The sequence below is a fragment of the Citrobacter europaeus genome, from assembly GCF_037482245.1.
Taxonomy (GTDB): domain Bacteria; phylum Pseudomonadota; class Gammaproteobacteria; order Enterobacterales; family Enterobacteriaceae; genus Citrobacter; species Citrobacter europaeus.
This window is the reverse complement of the sequence record NZ_CP148084.1, coordinates 569,237-587,784: the sequence shown is the minus strand read 5'-3', so window position 1 is coordinate 587,784 and position 18,548 is coordinate 569,237. Positions and strand designations below refer to the sequence as shown.

Annotated in this window: 23 protein-coding genes; 18 read left to right on the top strand and 5 right to left on the bottom strand. The window is 51.6% G+C overall.

What is annotated here, in order from left to right:
- Positions 1-237 precede the first annotated feature (237 nt).
- The 12 genes from kbaZ to WHR59_RS02835 all read left to right on the top strand — a co-directional run bounded on the left by kbaZ (position 238) and on the right by WHR59_RS02835 (position 10,662).
- Positions 238-1,515, top strand: coding sequence for a tagatose-bisphosphate aldolase subunit KbaZ (gene kbaZ / locus WHR59_RS02890; RefSeq protein ID WP_338844052.1), 1,278 nt, complete (start codon positions 238-240; stop codon positions 1,513-1,515).
- Positions 1,516-1,534: 19 nt separating this feature from the next.
- Complete coding sequence (agaV, locus tag WHR59_RS02885; RefSeq protein ID WP_003024925.1) at positions 1,535-2,008, top strand: PTS N-acetylgalactosamine transporter subunit IIB; 474 nt, start codon at positions 1,535-1,537, stop codon at positions 2,006-2,008.
- Positions 2,009-2,018: 10 nt separating this feature from the next.
- Positions 2,019-2,798, top strand: coding sequence for a PTS N-acetylgalactosamine transporter subunit IIC (agaW, locus tag WHR59_RS02880; protein ID WP_003839998.1), 780 nt, complete (start codon positions 2,019-2,021; stop codon positions 2,796-2,798).
- The gene (gene agaE, locus WHR59_RS02875) at positions 2,788-3,666 is read left to right on the top strand and encodes a PTS N-acetylgalactosamine transporter subunit IID (protein ID WP_043017758.1); all 879 of its coding nucleotides are present in this window, start codon (positions 2,788-2,790) and stop codon (positions 3,664-3,666) included. The genes agaW and agaE overlap by 11 nt, the downstream gene beginning before the upstream one ends.
- 16 nt (positions 3,667-3,682) lie before the next feature.
- Entirely contained in the window at positions 3,683-4,117 is a 435-nt protein-coding gene (gene agaF, locus WHR59_RS02870) for a PTS galactosamine/N-acetylgalactosamine transporter subunit IIA (protein ID WP_038634146.1), read from the top strand.
- Positions 4,114-5,247 (top strand): N-acetylglucosamine-6-phosphate deacetylase, encoded by a 1,134-nt coding sequence (gene nagA, locus WHR59_RS02865; protein WP_043017759.1) that lies wholly within the window; start codon positions 4,114-4,116, stop codon positions 5,245-5,247. Before agaF ends, nagA begins: the two co-directional genes overlap by 4 nt.
- Before the next feature lie 300 nt (positions 5,248-5,547).
- Complete coding sequence (locus WHR59_RS02860; RefSeq protein ID WP_100193670.1) at positions 5,548-6,702, top strand: AgaS family sugar isomerase; 1,155 nt, start codon at positions 5,548-5,550, stop codon at positions 6,700-6,702.
- A 12-nt stretch (positions 6,703-6,714) separates the two neighbouring features.
- Positions 6,715-7,590, top strand: coding sequence for a tagatose-bisphosphate aldolase subunit KbaY (gene kbaY, locus WHR59_RS02855; RefSeq protein WP_043017761.1), 876 nt, complete (start codon positions 6,715-6,717; stop codon positions 7,588-7,590).
- Positions 7,591-7,770: 180 nt separating this feature from the next.
- The gene (gene agaB, locus WHR59_RS02850) at positions 7,771-8,247 is read left to right on the top strand and encodes a PTS galactosamine transporter subunit IIB (protein WP_043017762.1); all 477 of its coding nucleotides are present in this window, start codon (positions 7,771-7,773) and stop codon (positions 8,245-8,247) included.
- Positions 8,248-8,301: 54 nt separating this feature from the next.
- The gene (gene agaC / locus WHR59_RS02845; RefSeq protein ID WP_043017763.1) at positions 8,302-9,108 is read left to right on the top strand and encodes a PTS galactosamine transporter subunit IIC; all 807 of its coding nucleotides are present in this window, start codon (positions 8,302-8,304) and stop codon (positions 9,106-9,108) included.
- Positions 9,098-9,889 (top strand): PTS galactosamine transporter subunit IID, encoded by a 792-nt coding sequence (gene agaD, locus WHR59_RS02840; RefSeq protein ID WP_047408388.1) that lies wholly within the window; start codon positions 9,098-9,100, stop codon positions 9,887-9,889. Before agaC ends, agaD begins: the two co-directional genes overlap by 11 nt.
- Before the next feature lie 53 nt (positions 9,890-9,942).
- Positions 9,943-10,662 (top strand): galactosamine-6-phosphate isomerase, encoded by a 720-nt coding sequence (locus tag WHR59_RS02835; protein WP_080626052.1) that lies wholly within the window; start codon positions 9,943-9,945, stop codon positions 10,660-10,662.
- A 141-nt stretch (positions 10,663-10,803) separates the two neighbouring features.
- On the opposite strand, the gene rsmI is transcribed toward WHR59_RS02835, so the two are convergent.
- Positions 10,804-11,667 (bottom strand): 16S rRNA (cytidine(1402)-2'-O)-methyltransferase, encoded by an 864-nt coding sequence (gene rsmI / locus WHR59_RS02830; RefSeq protein ID WP_003024942.1) that lies wholly within the window; start codon positions 11,665-11,667, stop codon positions 10,804-10,806.
- Between the two features lie 63 nt (positions 11,668-11,730).
- Between rsmI and WHR59_RS02825 the strand changes: the two genes are divergently transcribed.
- The 4 genes from WHR59_RS02825 to dolP are packed head-to-tail and all read left to right on the top strand — an operon-like array spanning position 11,731 to position 15,342.
- A complete protein-coding gene (locus WHR59_RS02825; RefSeq protein ID WP_338843563.1) occupies positions 11,731-13,779 on the top strand; it encodes a penicillin-binding protein activator in 2,049 nt (682 codons plus the stop codon).
- Positions 13,737-14,132, top strand: coding sequence for a YraN family protein (locus WHR59_RS02820; RefSeq protein WP_047408379.1), 396 nt, complete (start codon positions 13,737-13,739; stop codon positions 14,130-14,132). Before WHR59_RS02825 ends, WHR59_RS02820 begins: the two co-directional genes overlap by 43 nt.
- A 34-nt stretch (positions 14,133-14,166) precedes the next feature.
- On the top strand, positions 14,167-14,757 hold the full coding sequence (gene diaA, locus WHR59_RS02815) for a DnaA initiator-associating protein DiaA (protein WP_003024948.1): 591 nt from the start codon (positions 14,167-14,169) through the stop codon (positions 14,755-14,757).
- Between the two features lie 9 nt (positions 14,758-14,766).
- Positions 14,767-15,342 (top strand): division/outer membrane stress-associated lipid-binding lipoprotein, encoded by a 576-nt coding sequence (gene dolP / locus WHR59_RS02810; protein WP_043017769.1) that lies wholly within the window; start codon positions 14,767-14,769, stop codon positions 15,340-15,342.
- Positions 15,343-15,434: 92 nt separating this feature from the next.
- Here dolP and WHR59_RS02805 read toward each other — a convergent pair whose 3' ends face one another.
- On the bottom strand, positions 15,435-16,070 hold the full coding sequence (locus WHR59_RS02805) for an NAD(P)H-binding protein (protein ID WP_043017770.1): 636 nt from the start codon (positions 16,068-16,070) through the stop codon (positions 15,435-15,437).
- A 128-nt stretch (positions 16,071-16,198) separates the two neighbouring features.
- Here WHR59_RS02805 and WHR59_RS02800 point away from each other — a divergent pair, with 128 nt between their 5' ends.
- Positions 16,199-16,717 carry a type 1 glutamine amidotransferase domain-containing protein gene (locus WHR59_RS02800; protein ID WP_047408372.1) on the top strand — a complete coding sequence of 173 codons (519 nt, stop codon included), beginning with the start codon at positions 16,199-16,201 and terminating at the stop codon, positions 16,715-16,717.
- Here WHR59_RS02800 and WHR59_RS02795 read toward each other — a convergent pair.
- Positions 16,697-17,140: a YhbP family protein gene (locus WHR59_RS02795; RefSeq protein WP_047408370.1), complete on the bottom strand. Its 444-nt coding sequence runs from the start codon at positions 17,138-17,140 to the stop codon at positions 16,697-16,699. The two genes, WHR59_RS02800 and WHR59_RS02795, sit on opposite strands and share 21 nt — an antisense overlap.
- Before the next feature lie 52 nt (positions 17,141-17,192).
- On the opposite strand from WHR59_RS02795, the gene WHR59_RS02790 reads away from it, so the two are divergent.
- Positions 17,193-17,492 (top strand): GIY-YIG nuclease family protein, encoded by a 300-nt coding sequence (locus tag WHR59_RS02790; RefSeq protein ID WP_043017773.1) that lies wholly within the window; start codon positions 17,193-17,195, stop codon positions 17,490-17,492.
- Here the strand turns inward: WHR59_RS02790 and WHR59_RS02785 are convergent.
- Together WHR59_RS02785 and ubiT are read right to left on the bottom strand one after the other, a co-directional pair.
- Positions 17,479-17,982, bottom strand: a complete 504-nt coding sequence (locus tag WHR59_RS02785; RefSeq protein ID WP_003024966.1) for a GNAT family N-acetyltransferase — start codon at positions 17,980-17,982, stop codon at positions 17,479-17,481. The two genes, WHR59_RS02790 and WHR59_RS02785, sit on opposite strands and share 14 nt — an antisense overlap.
- Positions 17,976-18,500, bottom strand: a complete 525-nt coding sequence (gene ubiT / locus WHR59_RS02780; protein WP_043017774.1) for a ubiquinone anaerobic biosynthesis accessory factor UbiT — start codon at positions 18,498-18,500, stop codon at positions 17,976-17,978. The genes WHR59_RS02785 and ubiT overlap by 7 nt, the downstream gene beginning before the upstream one ends.
- Positions 18,501-18,548 lie beyond the last annotated feature (48 nt).

The window sequence follows — 18,548 nt, the reverse complement described above, 5'->3', positions numbered from 1 at the left end:
ATTTCGTTTTGTCTATTAACGCCTTTCTTTTGTACGAATGCAAGCCCCGCAAGCAGGGAGGAGCCGGATGGACTTATGCTGAAACCTTTCATTGTGTTTCTTTTGTGAAACAGATCGGAAATCCATTATCTTTCGTTTTATTTTTATACCACCATCATGCAGTATTAAATGAAACAAAACGAAAGATTGATGTCGAAGTTATCTGACCTGGAGAGGAAAGTGAAACATCTAACTAAAATGGTCGAGCAGCATAAACGGGGGAAAGCAAACGGGATTTATGCCGTTTGTTCTGCGCATCCAGTCGTACTGGAAGCCGCAATACGCTACGCCCATGCCAATCATACACCGCTGTTGATCGAAGCAACCTCTAACCAGGTTGATCAGTTTGGCGGCTATACGGGTATGACACCAGCCGATTTTCGCGGTTTTGTCTGCCATTTAGCCGGCTCGCTTAATTTTTCTCAGGATATGCTGATTCTCGGCGGAGACCATCTTGGGCCAAACCGTTGGCAAAATTTGCCAGCAGAAGAGGCAATGGCCAACGCTGACGATTTGATTAAAAGCTATGTCATCGCAGGCTTTAAAAAAATCCACCTCGATTGCAGCATGTCTTGTGCTAACGACCCGGTTCCACTGACGGATGACATCGTCGCCGAGCGTGCTGCGCGCCTGGCAAAAATTGCCGAAGAAACCTGTATGGCACATTTTGGTGAGTCTGACCTGGTCTATGTGATTGGCACAGAGGTTCCGGTTCCTGGCGGCGCCCACGAAACGTTAACCGAGTTGGCGGTAACAACGCCGGATGCTGCACGCGCAACATTACAGGCCCACTATCACGCCTTTGAAAAGCGCGGGTTGGAAGGTATCTGGCCACGTATTATTGCCCTGGTGGTGCAACCTGGCGTTGAATTCGACCACACACACATCATTGATTATCAACCACAGAAAGCCGTGGCGCTCAGCAAAATGGTGGAAGACTACGACACGCTGGTTTTTGAAGCGCATTCTACCGATTACCAAACGCCACAGTCCTTGCGCCAACTGGTGATAGACCACTTCGCTATTCTGAAAGTGGGGCCTGCGCTGACCTTCGCCCTGCGCGAAGCGCTGTTTTCGTTAGCTGCCATTGAAGAAGAATTGCTGCCTGCAAAAGCCTGCTCAGGCCTGCGACACGTGCTGGAAAGCGTGATGCTTGATCGACCAGAGTACTGGCAGAGCCACTATCACGGCGATGGCAACGCACGCCGTCTGGCCCGCGGATATAGCTACTCCGATCGGGTTCGTTACTACTGGCCGGACAGCCAGATTGATGAGGCATTCGAACGTCTGGTGCGTAACCTGGCGGATGATCCCATTCCACTGCCGCTGATAAGCCAGTATTTACCTTTGCAATACGTAAAAGTACGCGAGGGAGGTCTCAGCGCTACGCCGCGAGAACTCATCATTAACCATATTCAGGACATACTGCAGCAATATCACTGCGCCTGCCTGGGTGCTCCAGATCGTAACGCATAACAAAAAAGAGAAAAATACCATGCCAAACATTGTATTAAGTCGCATTGATGAACGTCTGATTCACGGTCAGGTTGGTGTGCAATGGGTTGGGTTTGCGGGGGCAAACCTGGTGCTGGTCGCTAATGATGAGGTAGCAGAAGATCCAGTGCAGCAAAACCTGATGGAAATGGTACTGGCAGAAGGGATCGCGGTACGCTTCTGGTCACTACAAAAAGTGATCGACAATATTCACCGTGCCGCCGATCGCCAGAAAATTCTGCTGGTCTGCAAATCGCCAGCGGATTTCTTTCGTCTGGTCGAAGGCGGTGTTCCTGTTAACCGCATCAACGTTGGCAATATGCACTACGCCAACGGCAAGCAACAAATCGCCAAAACGGTTTCTGTAGACGCTGCCGATATTACCGCGTTCAACGGACTTAAAGCCGCTGGGGTGGAATGCTTCGTTCAGGGCGTTCCAACAGAACCCGCCCAGGACCTCTATAAACTTCTCTGAGGGATTCACAATGGAAATCAGTCTGTTGCAGGCTTTTGCGTTGGGTATTCTCGCCTTTATTGCAGGGCTGGATATGTTCAACGGGTTAACGCACATGCACCGCCCGGTTGTTCTCGGGCCGCTAGTCGGTCTGATTCTGGGCGACTTGCATACCGGTATTTTAACAGGTGGTACGCTGGAACTGGTGTGGATGGGTCTGGCCCCGCTGGCTGGAGCTCAACCGCCAAACGTGATTATCGGTACTATCGTAGGAACCACGTTTGCCATAACAACCGGAGTGAAACCCGAAGTTGCCGTGGGTGTGGCGGTACCGTTCGCCGTAGCGGTACAGATGGGAATTACCTTCCTGTTCTCAGTGATGTCAGGGGTGATGGCTCGGTGCGATCGCATGGCAGCGAATGCCGATACTGCAGGGATTGAGCGGGTCAACTATCTGGCGTTGCTGGCGCTGGGGACCTTCTATTTTTTATGCGCGTTCCTGCCGATTTACTTTGGTGCAGAACATGCCAAAACCGCTATAGATGTTCTGCCGACGCGTCTGATTGACGGCCTCGGGGTGGCAGGCGGCATCATGCCAGCTATCGGCTTCGCCGTACTGCTGAAAATCATGATGAAAAACGTCTATATCCCCTACTTCATCCTGGGTTTTGTTGCCGCAGCCTGGCTCAAACTCCCCGTGCTGGCTATTGCCGCAGCAGCACTGGCAATGGCGCTGATCGACTTTCTGCGTAAATCACCTGAACCTACAGCTCCTGCAGCACAAAAAGAGGAATTCGAAGATGGCATCTAATCAAACGGCTCTGCCGAACGTTTCCGAAACCGAAGAAACACTACTGTCCGGCACCAATGAAAACGTCTACGAAGACCAGAATATCGGTGCCGAGCTGACGAAAAAAGATATCAACCGTGTTGCCTGGCGTTCAATGTTATTACAAGCCTCTTTTAACTACGAACGTATGCAGGCATCAGGATGGTTGTATGGCCTGTTACCTGCACTGAAAAAGATCCATACCAACAAACGCGATCTGGCGCGTTCGATGAAAGGCCACATGGGCTTCTTCAACACGCACCCGTTCCTGGTCACGTTTGTTATCGGGATTATCCTGGCGATGGAACGCTCCAAGCAGGATGTGAACAGTATTCAAAGCACCAAGATTGCTGTAGGTGCGCCACTTGGCGGTATAGGTGATGCCATGTTCTGGTTAACTTTATTGCCTATTTGCGGCGGTATCGGGGCCAGTCTGGCGTTGCAAGGCTCTATTCTTGGCGCAGTTGTCTTTATTGTTATGTTTAACGTGGTTCATCTTGGACTGCGCTTTGGGTTGGCACACTATGCTTATCGAATGGGCGTTGCTGCCATCCCGCTAATTAAAGCTAACACCAAAAAGGTTGGGCATGCAGCATCCATCGTTGGGATGACGGTGATCGGCGCGCTGGTAGCAACCTATGTTCGTCTAAACACTACGCTGGAAATTACTGCTGGCGATGCGGTTGTGAAACTGCAAACAGACGTGATAGACAAGCTGATGCCTGCATTTTTGCCGCTGGTCTACACGTTGACTATGTTCTGGCTGGTCCGTCGTGGCTGGAGTCCTCTGCGCCTTATCGCCATTACCGTGGTGCTCGGCGTCGTAGGTAAGTTCTGTCACTTCCTGTAAACATAAGGGGTTGTAGATGTTAGGTATTATTTTGACGGGTCATGGCGGGTTTGCCAGCGGAATGGAAAAAGCGATGAAACAGATTTTGGGTGAGCAAACTCAGTTCATTGCCATCGACTTTCCTGAAACCTCAACCACTGCCTTACTCACCTCGCAACTTGAACAGGCGGTGAGTGAACTGGATGCTCAGCAAGACATCGTGTTTCTGACAGATCTGTTGGGCGGGACGCCATTTCGCGTCGCTTCCACGCTGGCCATGCAAAGGCAAGGCACTGAAGTTATCACCGGTACCAATCTACAACTGCTACTGGAGATGGTGCTGGAGCGCGACGGCCTGAGCAGCGAAGCGTTTCGTTTACAGGCGCTGGAGTGCGGACACCGGGGTTTAACCAGCCTGGTGGATGAGCTGGGACGCTGTCGCGAGGAAAAACCCGTTGAGGAAGGGATATGACACAGCAACTGCGTGCCAGACGTCTACTGACCGAACAGGGCTGGCTGGACGATCATCAATTACACATTGAAGACGGTATCATTGCTGCCATAGAGCCAATTCCTTCCGGCGTTATGGAACGCGACGCTGAACTGCTTTGTCCGGCTTACATTGATACCCACGTGCACGGTGGTGCGGGCGTCGATGTGATGGATGAGTCACCAGATACGCTCGACAAACTGGCGATGCACAAAGCGCGTGAAGGGGTAGCCAACTGGCTACCCACCACCGTCACCGCTCCACTACCGGATATTCACAAAGCGCTGGAACGTATCGCCCGTCGCTACCATTCTGGTGGGCCTGGCGCACAGGTGCTGGGCAGTTATCTTGAAGGCCCGTACTTTACGCCACAGAACAAAGGTGCGCATCCGCCTGAGCTTTTCAGGGAACTGGAACTCAGTGAACTGGATGAACTGATTACGATTTCCCAGCAAACATTGCGCGTCGTTGCGCTGGCGCCAGAAAAAACCGGTGCATTGCAGGCTATCGAACATCTGAAGCGGCGCAACGTACGGGTAATGCTGGGCCACAGCGCAGCCACCTGGGAACAAACCCGCGCGGCCTTTGACGCCGGTGCTGACGGATTGGTTCACTGCTATAACGGTATGACTGGCTTACATCACCGGGAGCCCGGAATGGTTGGCGCAGGGTTAACCGACCCTCGTGCCTGGCTGGAGCTTATTGCTGACGGACACCACGTCCACCCGGCGGCCATGAAACTGTGCTGCTGCTGCGCGAAAGACAGACTGGTGCTGATCACCGATGCCATGCAGGCTGCAGGAATGCCAGACGGGCGCTATACGCTCTGCGGCGAGGAAGTGGAAATGCGCAGCGGAATTGTGCGTACCGCGTCCGGTGGACTGGCTGGCAGCACGCTCTCGGTTGATACAGCAGTACGTAATATGGTCGAGTTGACCGGGGTAACGGCAGAAGAAGCAATTCATATGGCCTCTCTCCACCCCGCACGTCTATTGGGCATCGATCGCCTACTGGGGTCGTTAGCGGTGGGCAAACGTGCCGACGCGATCGCGCTAAATAGCGGGCTGCATTTACAACAGATTTGGATTCAGGGTCAGGCTCTCCCCCTTTGACCTTTCATTATATCTTCTATTGGCCTGCGGTCTTCGATCGCAAGGCCTTTCTTTTCCTTTCGCTTGAGTAAATGCCTGGCCACCTTTCAACAAATCTCATCCTTATAGATCAATAAGATAATCGCATCCTTCGTTCTCACGATCACAAATTTCGTTTTATTTCATTTCGAATCATTGCTCTTTCGATTTCTTTCCTATAGATTTTAATCAATCAACATGATGAACAAATGAAACGAAACGAAAGATGGCGATAAATCGCCAGTGTCTTAAGTGGAGTTTACGAGACTAAGGACTTAAGTTATGCCAGAAACCTATACCCCTGTTACTGCGGTAACAGGCACCTGGACCGAAGAAGAGATCCGTCAACAACCTGCCAGTTGGATCCGTTCTCTCACCAATATCGACAATATTCGATCCACCATTGATAGCTTTCTTGCGCCATTGTTGCGCAAAAACGATCTGCGGATCGTACTGACCGGGGCCGGGACCTCAGCGTTCATTGGCGACATCATCGCTCCGTGGCTGGCAAGCTATACCGGAAAAAATATAAGTGCTGTGCCGACCACAGACCTGGTCACCAATCCGATGGATTACCTGAGTCCCGCACATCCGCTGTTACTAGTTTCTTTCGCTCGCTCAGGTAACAGCCCAGAAAGCGTTGCGGCAGTGGAACTGGCTAATCAGTTTGTGCCTGAGTGTTATCACCTGCCGATCACCTGCAACGAAGCAGGTAGCCTGTATCAAAACGCAGTCGCAAGCGACAACGCCTTTGCTCTGTTAATGCCCGCAGAAACGCATGACCGCGGTTTTGCCATGACCAGCAGCATTACCACCATGATGGCCAGTTGCCTGGCAGTATTCGCCCCAGAGAAATTCAACAGTCAGACCTTCCGCGACGTGGCCGATCGGTGCCAAACGATCCTGACTTCCCTGGGCGATTTCAGCGACGGTGTATTTGGCAATGAGCCCTGGAAACGGATCGTCTATCTCGGTAGCGGTGGATTACAGGGGGTGGCACGAGAATCTGCACTGAAAGTCCTGGAGCTGACAGCGGGCAAACTTACTGCATTCTATGACTCTCCGACCGGTTTTCGTCACGGTCCAAAATCGTTGGTTGATAACGAAACGCTGGTAGTGGTCTTTGTTTCCAGCCACCCCTATACACGCCAATATGATCTCGATCTGTTAGCAGAGTTACGCCGCGATCGGCAGGCGCTGCGGGTTGTCGCGATTTCTGCACAAACCCATGAGGTGATTGAAGCTGGTCCACATATTTTGCTGCCGCCAGCACGCTCTTTCATCGATATGGAATTGGCGTTCTGCTTCCTGATCTATGCCCAGGTTTTTGCTTTGACGCAATCCATCAATATCGGCAATACACCAGATACACCTTCTGCCAGCGGCACTGTTAACCGCGTTGTACAGGGCGTTGTTATTCATCCCTGGAACGCCTAAAAGGATCGTTTTATGAGCATTATTTCTACTAAATATCTCCTGCTGGATGCACAAAAAAAAGGCTACGCCGTACCCGCCTTCAACATTCATAACGCTGAGACTATCCAGGCGATCCTTGAAGTGTGCTATGAAATGCAATCGCCGGTTATCCTTGCCGGAACACCGGGTACCTTTAAACATATCGCACTGGAAGAGATCTATGCGCTGTGCAGCGCTTATTCCATCAGCTACGGTATACCGCTGGCGCTGCACCTCGATCACCATGAGTCGCTGGACGATATCCGCCGTAAAGTAAATGCTGGTGTACGCAGCGCAATGATTGACGGCAGCCACTTTCCGTTTGAAGAAAACGTGAAACTGGTGAAATCCGTTGTGGATTTTTGCCATGCCAAAGATTGCAGCGTGGAAGCTGAGCTGGGCCGCCTCGGTGGCGTAGAAGATGATATGAGCGTGGATGCGGAAAGCGCCTTCCTTACCGATCCACAAGAAGCCAAACAGTTTGTTGAGCGTACCGGCGTAGACAGCCTTGCCGTTGCCATCGGCACTGCACACGGGTTGTATACCAAAACGCCCAAAATCGATTTCCAGCGACTGGGTGAAATTCGTGAAGTGGTGGATATTCCGCTGGTACTACATGGTGCAAGCGATGTCCCTGACGAATACGTTCGTCGCACGATCGAGCTTGGCGTGTGCAAAGTTAACGTTGCTACCGAACTGAAAATTGCCTTTGCCGATGCGGTCAAAGCGTGGTTTGCGGAAAATCCACAAGGTAATGATCCTCGTTATTACATGCGGGTCGGTATGGATGCGATGAAAGAGGTGGTGCGTAGCAAAATCAATGTATGTGGTTCTGCAAACAAATTGATGGCTACCTGCGAATTATCGTGATTATCATTATATTTCTTCGCGAGTGCTATCTGCATGATGTCAGGTAGCGCTCATCGTTAGAATAGTAGAGGATAATTATACCTTAATATCACATTGAATGAATTTATATATTTGATACTGCAATAATAATATATTTCAATAATCTATGTTATTCAATCTTTTTATGGCGAGGATTTAAATATGACTAGTCCAAATATTCTATTAACCCGCATTGATAATCGATTAGTACATGGACAGGTTGGCGTCACATGGACATCCACGATTGGCGCTAACCTGTTGGTCGTTGTTGATGATGACGTTGCTCAAGATGAGATCCAGCAGAAATTAATGGGCATCACTGCTGAAACTTACGATTTTGGCATCCGTTTTTTTTCCATAGAAAAAACCATAAACGTCATCGGTAAAGCCGCGCCACATCAGAAAATTTTTCTTATTTGTCGGACTCCGCAAACGGTAAGACGATTGCTTGAAGGCGGCATTAAACTTGACGACGTCAACGTGGGCAATATGCATTTTTCTGAAGGAAAAAAACAGATCAGCAGCAAAGTTTACGTTAACGGGCAAGATCTTGATGACCTTCAGTTTATAAAAAAACAGGGCGTTAACATTTTTATTCAGGATGTCCCTGGAGATCAAAAAGAACAGATTCCTGATTAAAAGACCATACAACTTTTTCATAATAAAAGGATTTATTTACTTGAGGTGATCTATATGCATGAAATAACCCTTATTCAGGGTATATCCCTGGCTGCATTAGTCTTCTTTTTAGGAATTGATTTTTGGCTGGAAGCCTTATTTTTATTCAGACCGATTATTGTATGTACTTTAACTGGCGCGATTCTGGGTGATATTCATATTGGCCTGATAACGGGTGGTTTGACCGAATTGGCTTTTGCTGGCCTGACCCCCGCAGGAGGTGTACAGCCACCCAATCCAATCATGGCCGGTTTAATGACCACGGTTATCGCATGGTCTACTGGCGTGGATGCCAAAACGGCCATCGGCCTTGGTTTGCCCTTCAGCCTTCTAATGCAATACGTAATATTATTCTTTTACTCAGCATTCTCTCTGTTCATGGCAAAAGCTGATAACTGTGCGAAAGAAGCAAACACAAGCGCATTTTCGCGTCTGAATTGGCTGACAACGCTGATTGTTGCTTCTTCATACGCCATCATCGCCTTCTTATGTACATATCTGGCCCAGGGCGCTATGCAGTCTCTGGTAAAAGCCATGCCCGCCTGGTTAACACATGGATTTGAAGTGGCCGGAGGCATTTTGCCCGCAGTCGGTTTTGGTTTGTTGCTCCGTGTGATGTTCAAAGCACAGTACATACCTTATCTGATAGCTGGCTTCCTCTTCGTTTGCTACATCCAGGTTAATAACCTTCTGCCCGTCGCGGTATTGGGCGCAGGCTTCGCCGTATATGAGTTTTTCAATGCGAAAGCCAAACAGCAGGCTCAACCTCAGCCTGTCACTAATAAAAACAATGAAGAAGAGGACTATAGCAATGGGATCTGAAATCAGTAAAAAAGACATTACTCGCCTTGGCTTTCGCTCGTCACTTCTTCAGGCCAGCTTTAACTATGAAAGGATGCAGGCAGGTGGTTTTACCTGGGCTATGCTCCCGGTACTGAAAAAAATCTATAAGGGTGATAAAGCCGGTCTCAGCGCGGCGATGAAAGATCATTTAGAATTTATCAATACCCACCCTAACCTGGTCGGTTTTCTGATGGGATTGTTAATCTCAATGGAAGAAAAGGGAGAAAACCGAGATACCATTAAAGGCTTGAAAGTGGCGCTTTTTGGACCTATCGCCGGGATCGGCGATGCCATTTTCTGGTTCACCTTACTGCCTATTATGGCGGGGATCTGTTCCTCTTTCGCCAGCCAGGGAAACATACTGGGTCCCATTTTGTTTTTCGCCGTTTATTTGATGATCTTTTTCCTGCGCGTCGGCTGGACGCATGTCGGTTATTCAGTAGGAATAAAGGCCATCGATAAAGTACGTGAAAATTCGCAGATGATAGCCCGCTCAGCAACGATCCTCGGGATCACTGTTATTGGCGGACTTATCGCATCCTATGTGCACATTAACGTTGTAACTTCTTTTGCGATCGATAGCACCCACAGCGTGGCATTACAGCAGGATTTCTTCGATAAAGTATTCCCGAATATTTTACCGATGGGCTACACGTTGCTGATGTACTACCTGTTAAGAGTGAAAAAAGCACATCCAGTACTGTTAATCGGCGTGACGTTTGTACTGTCTATTATCTCGTCAGCACTTGGCATTCTTTAAACGAAAAGAGGATGAAGCGGCCTGCAACATCCTCCTTCAAAAGGACTCGAAAAATGCAATATACCCAGTACTGCGACAATTATGACGTATTAAGCGATCGCGCCAGCGAACTGTTAATTACGCTGATACAGAACAAACCTGATGCAACCATCTGTCTGGCAACAGGAGGCACGCCGCTTCTCACCTATCGCTACTTTGTCGAGAAAATTAACCAACGTAAGATCGATCATGAGCAGGTGGTTTTCGTGAAACTGGACGAGTGGGTCGGTATTCCGTTGAACTCACCTGCAACGTGTGAATCTTTCCTGCAACAACACATCGTTCAACCATTGGGTTTACGAGCAGAACAGTTGGTCGGTTTTCAATCTGAAAATGTTAACGAGCAGGAATGCGAACGCGTCACAGAGATTATTGCCAGCCGGGGCGGCCTCGATTTATGTCTGCTCGGAATCGGAAAAAATGGTCATTTGGGGTTGAATGAACCGGCAAAGTCCCTGGAACCGTTTTGCCATATCAGCGTCCTTGACGAAGAAACGCGCCATCACGACATGTTAAAAACGGCTGCTAATCGCGTAACTCACGGTATTACGCTGGGTTTGAAGGACATCCTGAATGCAAAAGAGATCTTGCTGCTGATAGCAGGTGAAGGGAAGCACGACGCGGTAGAAAATTACCTGGCCGCCACCGTTACTACGACTATTCCTGCTTCATTTTTATGGTTACACCGCAATGTGAGTTGCCTGATTGACGGCTCACAATATCCTGATAAGTAGAATTTACAACACTTGCCACATCCCCCCTTTTGTCGCGCCAACGCGTTGCAGTTTGCCTTTTAGCTGCAACGCTTTCAGCGAGTTCTTCCGACATTTCTTCCGACATTTCTTCCGACAAGCCGACAATTAATACAGGCCCTCTTACTCCCCCTGCTGTTCCAGCGCGTGCTTGTACAATGCATTCTTCTTCACGCCATGGATTTCAGCAGCCAGCGCGGCGGCCTTTTTAAGCGGCAGTTCTGCCTGCAATAAGGCCAATGTACGGAGCGCATCGGCAGGAAGGTCGTCTTCTTGCGCTTTATGCCCTTCGACGATCAGCACCATTTCGCCTTTACGACGGTTTTCATCTTCCTTGACCCACGCCAGCAGTTCGCCAACCGGTGCGCCGTGAATAGTTTCCCAGGTTTTGGTCAACTCACGCGCCAACACCACGTAGCGGGATTCGCCCCAAACGGCAACCATGTCTTCCAGGCTATCCAGCAAACGGTGGGTGGATTCATAAAAAATGAGCGTACGTGGTTCGGCCTCAATGGCTTTCATCGCATCACGACGCCCTTTCGACTTGGCAGGCAGAAAACCTTCATAGCAAAAGCGGTCTGAAGGCAGACCAGCAGCGCTCAGGGCAGCAATCGCCGCGCAAGGGCCTGGTAGGGGAACAACGCGGATCCCCGCTTCGCGACAGGTACGCACCAGATGGTAGCCAGGATCGTTAATCAGCGGCGTTCCGGCATCGGAAACCAGCGCAATGTTTTGCCCTTCTTTGAGCTTTGCCACCAGCGTTTCAGCCTTTTGCTGCTCGTTGTGGTCATGCAGGGCGAACAATCGCGCGTTAATCGCGAAGTGTTGTAACAATAGTCCTGTATGACGAGTATCTTCAGCGGCAATCAAATCAACGGCTTGTAAAACTTCGAGCGCTCGTTGGGTAATATCAGCCAAATTTCCTATAGGAGTAGGTACAATAAAGAGTTGGCCTTGAGAATTATCCGCCGATTCGTGTTGTTTCATTGTGTCGTCCGTATTGCCGATTTAATATTGAGCATTGAGTAAAAAAATATCACTGGATACAGTATGGTACCCTCAACATTTTCTCGTTTGAAAGCCGCACGCGCGCTGCCAGTCATTCTGGCAGCACTGATTTTCGCAGGCTGTGGCACCCAGGCGCCAGACCAGAGTGCAGCCCATATGCAGGGCACTGCGCAGGCTGATTCCGGCTTTTATCTGCAACAAATGCAGCAAAGCTCAGATGATAGCAAGACCAACTGGCAATTACTCGCCATTCGTGCACTGCTGAAAGAAGGCAAGAGCCAGCAGGCCATCGAGCTGTTCAGCCAGCTACCGCAGAAACTAAGCGATACCCAGCGTCGTGAGCAGTCACTGCTGGCCGTCGAGATTAAGCTTGCGCAGAAAGATGTCGCTGGCGCACAGGCTCTGCTGGACAAACTCACCCCTGCCGATTTCGATCAAAACCAGCAGGCACGGTACTGGCAGGCGCAAATCGACGTCAACCAGGGTCGCCCGTCGTTGACACTACTGCGCGCCCTGATCGCCCAGGAACCGTTGCTGGCCGCGAATGCTAAGCAGAAAAACATGGACGCCACCTGGCAGGCGCTGTCATCCATGACCCAGGAGCAAGCGCAGGCGCTGGTCATCAATGCGGATGAAAACGTGCTGCAAGGCTGGCTGGATCTCCAGCGCGTCTGGTTCGATAACCGTAACGATCCGGACATGATGAAAGCCGGCATTGCTGACTGGCAAAAACGTTACCCACAGAACCCGGGGGCAAAACTGTTGCCAACGCAGTTGGTTAACGTGCAGAGCTTTAAGCCCGCCTCCACCAGCAAAATTGCGCTGCTGCTGCCACTGAACGGTCAGGCCGCTGTATTTGGCCGTACTATCCAGCAAGGCTTTGAAGCTGCGAAAAACATGGGCACTCAACCCGTAGCAGCCCCAGCTGTTGCCGCGCCTGCTGCAGATACAGCAGCCATGGCGACCACGGAACAGCCGCAAACGACTGACGGTGTTGCCAGCCCTTCTCAGGCGTCAGTAAGCGATCTAACCAACGAGACGTCAGCGCAACCAGAAGCTGCAGCCCCGCAGCCAACAGTGCCTGCACAGCCAACGACCGCCAGCGCGCCGGCGAATCCGTCCGCTGAGCTGAAAATCTATGACACCTCATCACAGCCGCTGAATCAGATCCTGGCTCAGGTTCAGCAGGATGGCGCCAGCATCGTGGTTGGCCCGCTGTTGAAGAATAATGTTGAAGAGCTGATGAAAAGCAACACGCCATTAAACGTCCTGGCGCTTAATCAGCCGGAGGCGGTGAAAAACCTGCCGAACGTCTGCTACTTCGCCCTGTCGCCAGAAGATGAAGCGCGCGACGCCGCGCGTCACATCCGCGATCAAGGAAAACAGACGCCGCTGCTTTTGACCCCGCGGAGTGCGTTAGGCGATCGCGTTGCCAACGCCTTTGCGCAGGAGTGGCAAAAGCTGGGTGGCGGCGTAGTGCTGCAGCAGAAGTTCGGCTCCACTGCTGAGCTGAAAATGGGCGTCAACGGCGGCTCGGGGATTTCCCTGACGGGCAGCCCGGTGGCCTCCTCTGTACCCACGCAGCCTGGTGTAACCATTGGCGGTCTGACGATACCGGCAGCGCCAACCGATGCGCAAATCACCGGCGGTGGTCGTGTTGATGCCGTGTATATTCTGGCGACGCCGGAAGAAATTGCATTTATTAAGCCGATGATCGCTATGCGTAACGGCAGCCAGAGCGGTGCCACGTTGTACGCCAGCTCCCGCAGCGCGCAGGGAACTGCCGGCCCGGATTTCCGTCTGGAAATGGAAGGCTTGCAGTACAGCGAAATTCCGATGCTGGCAGGCGCTAATGCGCCTCTTATGCAGCAGGCGCTTGGCGCGGTGCGTAACGACTACTCGCTGGCGCGTATGTACGCCATGGGCGTCGATGCCTGGTCGCTTGCCAACCACTTCTCGCAAATGCGTCAGGTGCAGGGTTTCGAAATTAACGGCAACACCGGGGCCTTAACCGCAACGCAGGATTGTGTGATTAACAGGAAGTTATCATGGCTCAAATACCAGCAAGGACAAGTCGTCCCCGCCAGTTAACGAGTAAACAGACCGGTGACGCGTGGGAATCCACCGCGCGTGACTGGCTGCAGAGCAAAGGACTGCATTTTATCGCCGCCAACGTGCGTGAACGTGGCGGCGAAATTGACCTGATAATGCGTGAAGGCAACACCACCGTATTTGTTGAGGTTCGCTACCGACGCTCAGACTTGTTTGGCGGTGCGGCGGCGAGTGTGACCCGGAGCAAACAACACAAATTATTACAGACCGCCCGCTTGTGGCTTGCGCGCCACAATGGGAGTTTTGATACTGTGGATTGCCGGTTCGATGTGTTAGCCTTCACCGGAAATGATGTTGAGTGGTTTAAGGACGCGTTCAACGACCGCTCATAGTTGAAGATTCAGAGCCTGGTTCTTAAGGATTAGCGTGTTAGATAGAATTAAAGTCTGCTTTACAGAAAGCATTCAAACTCAGATAGCTGCGGCTGAAGCTCTTCCGGATGCGATCTCCCGTGCAGCCATGACGCTGGTTCAGTCCCTGCTCAATGGCAACAAAATTCTCTGTTGTGGTAATGGGACGTCCGCTGCCAATGCACAGCATTTTGCTGCCAGTATGATCAATCGTTTTGAAACAGAACGGCCAAGTTTACCTGCGATTGCACTAAACACTGATAATGTGGTCTTAACTGCGATTGCCAACGATCGCCTGCACGACGAAGTTTATGCAAAACAAGTCCGTGCGCTGGGACATGCAGGTGATGTTCTGCTGGCAATCTCTACGCGTGGTAATAGCCGCGATATCGTAAAAGCCGTTGAAGCCGCCGTAACACGCGACATGACAATCGTCGCGCTGACCGGGTATGACGGAGGGGAGCTGGCCGGATTACTGGGGCCGCAGGATGTTGAAATCCGTATTCCCTCACACCACAGTGCCCGCGTTCAGGAAATGCACATGCTGACGGTCAACTGCCTTTGCGATCTCATCGATAACACGCTTTTCCCTCACCAGGATGATTAAGGAGTACACATGAAGGCATTTTCGCCGCTTGCTGTGATTATCGCTGCACTGCTGCTGCAAGGCTGTGTCGCTGCTGCCGTTGTCGGAACTGCTGCTGTCGGCACTAAAGCCGCGACGGATCCCCGCAGCGTCGGCACCCAGGTAGATGATGGAACCCTGGAATTACGCGTCAATACGGCGTTGTCGAAAGATGCCCAAATCAAGAAGGAAACGCGAATCAACGTGAGCGCGTATCAGGGTAAAGTGCTGCTGGTTGGTCAGTCGCCGAATAGCGAACTGTCTGCGCGGGCAAAACAGATTGCGATGGGCGTAGAAGGTACGACTGAGGTCTTTAATGAGATCCGTCAGGGCCAGCCAATTGGCCTGGGCGATGCGTCCAACGATACCTGGATCACCACCAAAGTACGTTCCCAGTTGCTGACCAGCGATCAGGTGAAATCCTCTAATGTGAAAGTCACCACCGAAAACGGGGAAGTGTTCCTGTTGGGTCTGGTAACTGAGCGTGAAGCGAAGGCGGCGGCGGACATCGCCAGCCGGGTAAGCGGCGTGAAACGCGTCACTACGGCATTTACGTTTATTAAGTAATACAGATGCCGGATAGCGACGCATGGGCGTCTTATCCGGCCTACAGGCATAATCGTTTGTAGGTCAGATAAACGCCAGCGCCATCCGGCATTTTATTTGGCCCTTTCGCGTAGCTCGGAAGAGGTCAGGATCGAAACCCCTTCATGCCCAGGCGCCAGTGCCTCCGCCAGCATTGCCCGCGCAACATCGCGTGCTTCAATCGACTTCCAGTTACCCGGCAGCAGCCTGAACAACGGCGCTAAAAACATCTCATTCGTCCGCTGTTTGTCCCTATCCCCCAGTAGCATTGAAGGTCGGACAATCGTCAGCCGTGGCCAATTCTGCGCGATCAGCGCCTGCTCCATTTCACCTTTCACCCGGTTATAGAAAAACGGTGAATTCGCATTGGCGCCCATCGAACTCACCACCAGCATATGCTGGGCGCCTAACCGGCGTCCCGTCAGGGCCGTATCCACCACCAGCGTATAGTCAGCATGGATAAACGCCTCTTTGCTGCCCGCTTCACGTCGGGTGGTCCCCAGGCAACAAAAGACAATATCGACCGGTTCGGTAACCTGCGCCAGAGCATCGGTTAGCTGCGGATCATGGGGGTTATAGATGCCAACCGTATCAGCCAGCGGTCGACGCGTTGGTGCCGTGATGGCATTGACCCGGGGTTCATTGAGCAGCATACGCAGCAAATTTCCGCCTACCAGCCCCGTTGCGCCCGTTATTAACACCTGACTCATCCTCGCTCCTTTACAGATTTGTCCGTCTTGCGCTCTCAGCCTCAGCGACCAGACTTAATAGTTCGTGAGGTAATTATCCATCAACATGGAAATTCTGCCTCATCCGCATGCCATTCAACGGAGGAAACATGAGCAAGAAAATTGCCGTTTTAATCACTGATGAGTTTGAAGATTCAGAATTTACATCGCCAGCTGCAGAATTTCGTCAGGCCGGGCATGAAGTCATCACCATTGAAAAACAGGCGGGCAAAACGGTGAAGGGGAAAAAAGGAGAGGCCAGCGTAACCATCGACAAAGCGATCGAAGATGTACGCCCTTCTGATTTTGACGCCCTGCTGTTGCCTGGCGGTCACTCACCGGATTACCTGCGCGGTGACGAGCGTTTCGTGACCTTTACCCGGGATTTTGTTAACAGCGGCAAACCGGTGTTTGCTATCTGCCACGGTCCACAGCTGCTTATCAGCGCGGATGTCATTCGCGGACGTAAGCTTACCGCTGTGAAGCCTATCATCATCGATGTGAAAAACGCCGGCGCCGAATTTTACGATCAGGAAATGGTGAATGATAACGATCAGTTGGTAACCAGCCGTACCCCAGACGATCTCCCGGCGTTTAACCGTGAGGCATTACGTATTCTCGGCGCGTGAGTCACGTAGCCAGAGCATCTTTTTACCGAAGCCCAGCGTGTTGTCCGTGAATTTGACTTCATCCAGTCGAATCTCCCACACGGGCGCAGGCAGCATTCTGGCGACGGGGAAACGGCGGTTGTAGGCCTTACGCGCAACTTCGCTCTCTTGCCCTTCAAGACGCCGGATTTCCCCTTTGAACTGTACGCCACGAATCAGGGCGACCGTTTTGGGCTGACCATTTACCGTGCCGGCAATCGGTGCGCGGGGTCCGGACATCTGCGCATGGCGCGTTTTCTCTTCAGTCAGCACATAGAACACCATCTTCTGCGCATCAAACAGGTAAAACGCATTGGCGCACCATAATTCACCTTCATGATGTACGCACCAGGTCACGACGTGCTGCTTTGCCAGCCAGCGGGTCACCGCAGTCAGTGTTTCCATTTCTGTTCTCTTTTATACTGTAGGCCTGAAAATTATCACGTCGATGGTGACAATGACACCCTGGTATCTGTACCTGATCCGTACCGCAGACAACGCCTTATACACCGGAATAACCACCGATGTGCAACGCCGCTATAAGCAGCATCAAAGTGGGAAAGGCGCGAAGGCGCTACGCGGAAAGGGGGAACTCACCCTGGCATTTGCGGCGCAGGTTGGCGACCGTTCGCTAGCCCTGCGCATAGAGTATCGCGTCAAACAGCTCACCAAGCGGCAGAAAGAGCGCCTTGTCGAAGGCGAAGGGTTTGAGGCGCTACTGAGCAGCCTGCAAACCCCGGAGCTTAAAAACGATTGAAGTGGTCGTGGTATTCCACAAGGCCCGTCACGCCTTCCAGCGCATCGTCCGCCAGGCGATGAACCTGGAACGCGCTTTCGGTGCCCGGCCAGCGGCAGCGCAGGTCATGATGTGCTGCCAGCTCAAAGCCAAAGCGGCTGTACAGTGCTGGATCCCCCAGTGTGACCACCGCGGCGTAGCCAAACTCGTTCAGTGAATCGAGTCCTTCATAGACCAGCTGACGCGCCAGCCCCTGCCCCCGGTAGTTTTCATCCACCGCGAGCGGCGCCATGCCGACCCATTGCAGATCTTCGCCCTGAACATCGACAGGACTAAACGCGACGTAACCCACTACCTGACCTTCGTCATCGGTCGCAACCAGACCCAGCGTTAAGAAGCCATCTTCACGCAGGTCGTGCACTAATTTCGCTTCCGCATCGCTCTCAAATGAACGGCGTAACAGCGCATCAATACCAGGGGCATCAATGGGAATTTCAACTCGAATCAGCATGGCTCACCTACCGAAGTCTGTTTGGTTTCTGGCGGCGTTTTCATCCCCGCCTCAACAAAATCCGCCAACTGCATCAGCATGACGCGCAACGCTTTAGGCATCTGATCCAGTTCGATGGCGTCCATCAGATTTTTTACATACAGCCCTAATTCTGTATCACCTTCAATCACCAGGCGACGCTGGAAGAAAAGCGTATCCGGATCCTGCTTGCGCGCCGCGATCATCAGCAGATCGCTGGCATCGGCGCTAAAACTTACATCCGCATCTGCATTCTGGCTGACAATAAGTTTATCGTTCTCAACAGAGGTATACCATTTGAGGCCAATGTCACGCACATGAATGCTCAGCCAGCGGCCGTCGAGAAACTCCAGCTCCCCATCGGCCAGCGCCTGACTAAACTGCCAGCTCAGGACCTGTTCCAGAACCTGGCGCTTTAGCGCAAAGGGCGTCAGTTTAACCGGTACACTCATCAGAGAAGGACCAAAATGTACTAAGCGTGAACGCAGTTTATCCAACACGAGCTTTACTCCCTGTTTCAATAGTCCTGCTATTTTGCCATATCAAAT

Excerpts from the sequence above, each read along its gene's own strand:
- kbaZ (WP_338844052.1), top strand. The coding sequence starts at position 238 with ATGGTCGAGCAGCATAAACGGGGGAAAGCAAACGGGATTTATGCCGTT.
- agaV (WP_003024925.1), top strand. The coding sequence starts at position 1,535 with ATGCCAAACATTGTATTAAGTCGCATTGATGAACGTCTGATTCACGGT.
- agaW (WP_003839998.1), top strand. The coding sequence starts at position 2,019 with ATGGAAATCAGTCTGTTGCAGGCTTTTGCGTTGGGTATTCTCGCCTTT.
- agaE (WP_043017758.1), top strand. The coding sequence starts at position 2,788 with ATGGCATCTAATCAAACGGCTCTGCCGAACGTTTCCGAAACCGAAGAA.
- agaF (WP_038634146.1), top strand. The coding sequence starts at position 3,683 with ATGTTAGGTATTATTTTGACGGGTCATGGCGGGTTTGCCAGCGGAATG.
- nagA (WP_043017759.1), top strand. The coding sequence starts at position 4,114 with ATGACACAGCAACTGCGTGCCAGACGTCTACTGACCGAACAGGGCTGG.
- WHR59_RS02860 (WP_100193670.1), top strand. The coding sequence starts at position 5,548 with ATGCCAGAAACCTATACCCCTGTTACTGCGGTAACAGGCACCTGGACC.
- kbaY (WP_043017761.1), top strand. The coding sequence starts at position 6,715 with ATGAGCATTATTTCTACTAAATATCTCCTGCTGGATGCACAAAAAAAA.
- agaB (WP_043017762.1), top strand. The coding sequence starts at position 7,771 with ATGACTAGTCCAAATATTCTATTAACCCGCATTGATAATCGATTAGTA.
- agaC (WP_043017763.1), top strand. The coding sequence starts at position 8,302 with ATGCATGAAATAACCCTTATTCAGGGTATATCCCTGGCTGCATTAGTC.
- agaD (WP_047408388.1), top strand. The coding sequence starts at position 9,098 with ATGGGATCTGAAATCAGTAAAAAAGACATTACTCGCCTTGGCTTTCGC.
- WHR59_RS02835 (WP_080626052.1), top strand. The coding sequence starts at position 9,943 with ATGCAATATACCCAGTACTGCGACAATTATGACGTATTAAGCGATCGC.
- rsmI (WP_003024942.1), bottom strand. The coding sequence starts at position 11,667 with ATGAAACAACACGAATCGGCGGATAATTCTCAAGGCCAACTCTTTATT.
- WHR59_RS02825 (WP_338843563.1), top strand. The coding sequence starts at position 11,731 with ATGGTACCCTCAACATTTTCTCGTTTGAAAGCCGCACGCGCGCTGCCA.
- WHR59_RS02820 (WP_047408379.1), top strand. The coding sequence starts at position 13,737 with ATGGCTCAAATACCAGCAAGGACAAGTCGTCCCCGCCAGTTAACGAGT.
- dolP (WP_043017769.1), top strand. The coding sequence starts at position 14,767 with ATGAAGGCATTTTCGCCGCTTGCTGTGATTATCGCTGCACTGCTGCTG.
- WHR59_RS02805 (WP_043017770.1), bottom strand. The coding sequence starts at position 16,070 with ATGAGTCAGGTGTTAATAACGGGCGCAACGGGGCTGGTAGGCGGAAAT.
- WHR59_RS02800 (WP_047408372.1), top strand. The coding sequence starts at position 16,199 with ATGAGCAAGAAAATTGCCGTTTTAATCACTGATGAGTTTGAAGATTCA.
- WHR59_RS02795 (WP_047408370.1), bottom strand. The coding sequence starts at position 17,140 with ATGGAAACACTGACTGCGGTGACCCGCTGGCTGGCAAAGCAGCACGTC.
- WHR59_RS02790 (WP_043017773.1), top strand. The coding sequence starts at position 17,193 with ATGACACCCTGGTATCTGTACCTGATCCGTACCGCAGACAACGCCTTA.
- WHR59_RS02785 (WP_003024966.1), bottom strand. The coding sequence starts at position 17,982 with ATGCTGATTCGAGTTGAAATTCCCATTGATGCCCCTGGTATTGATGCG.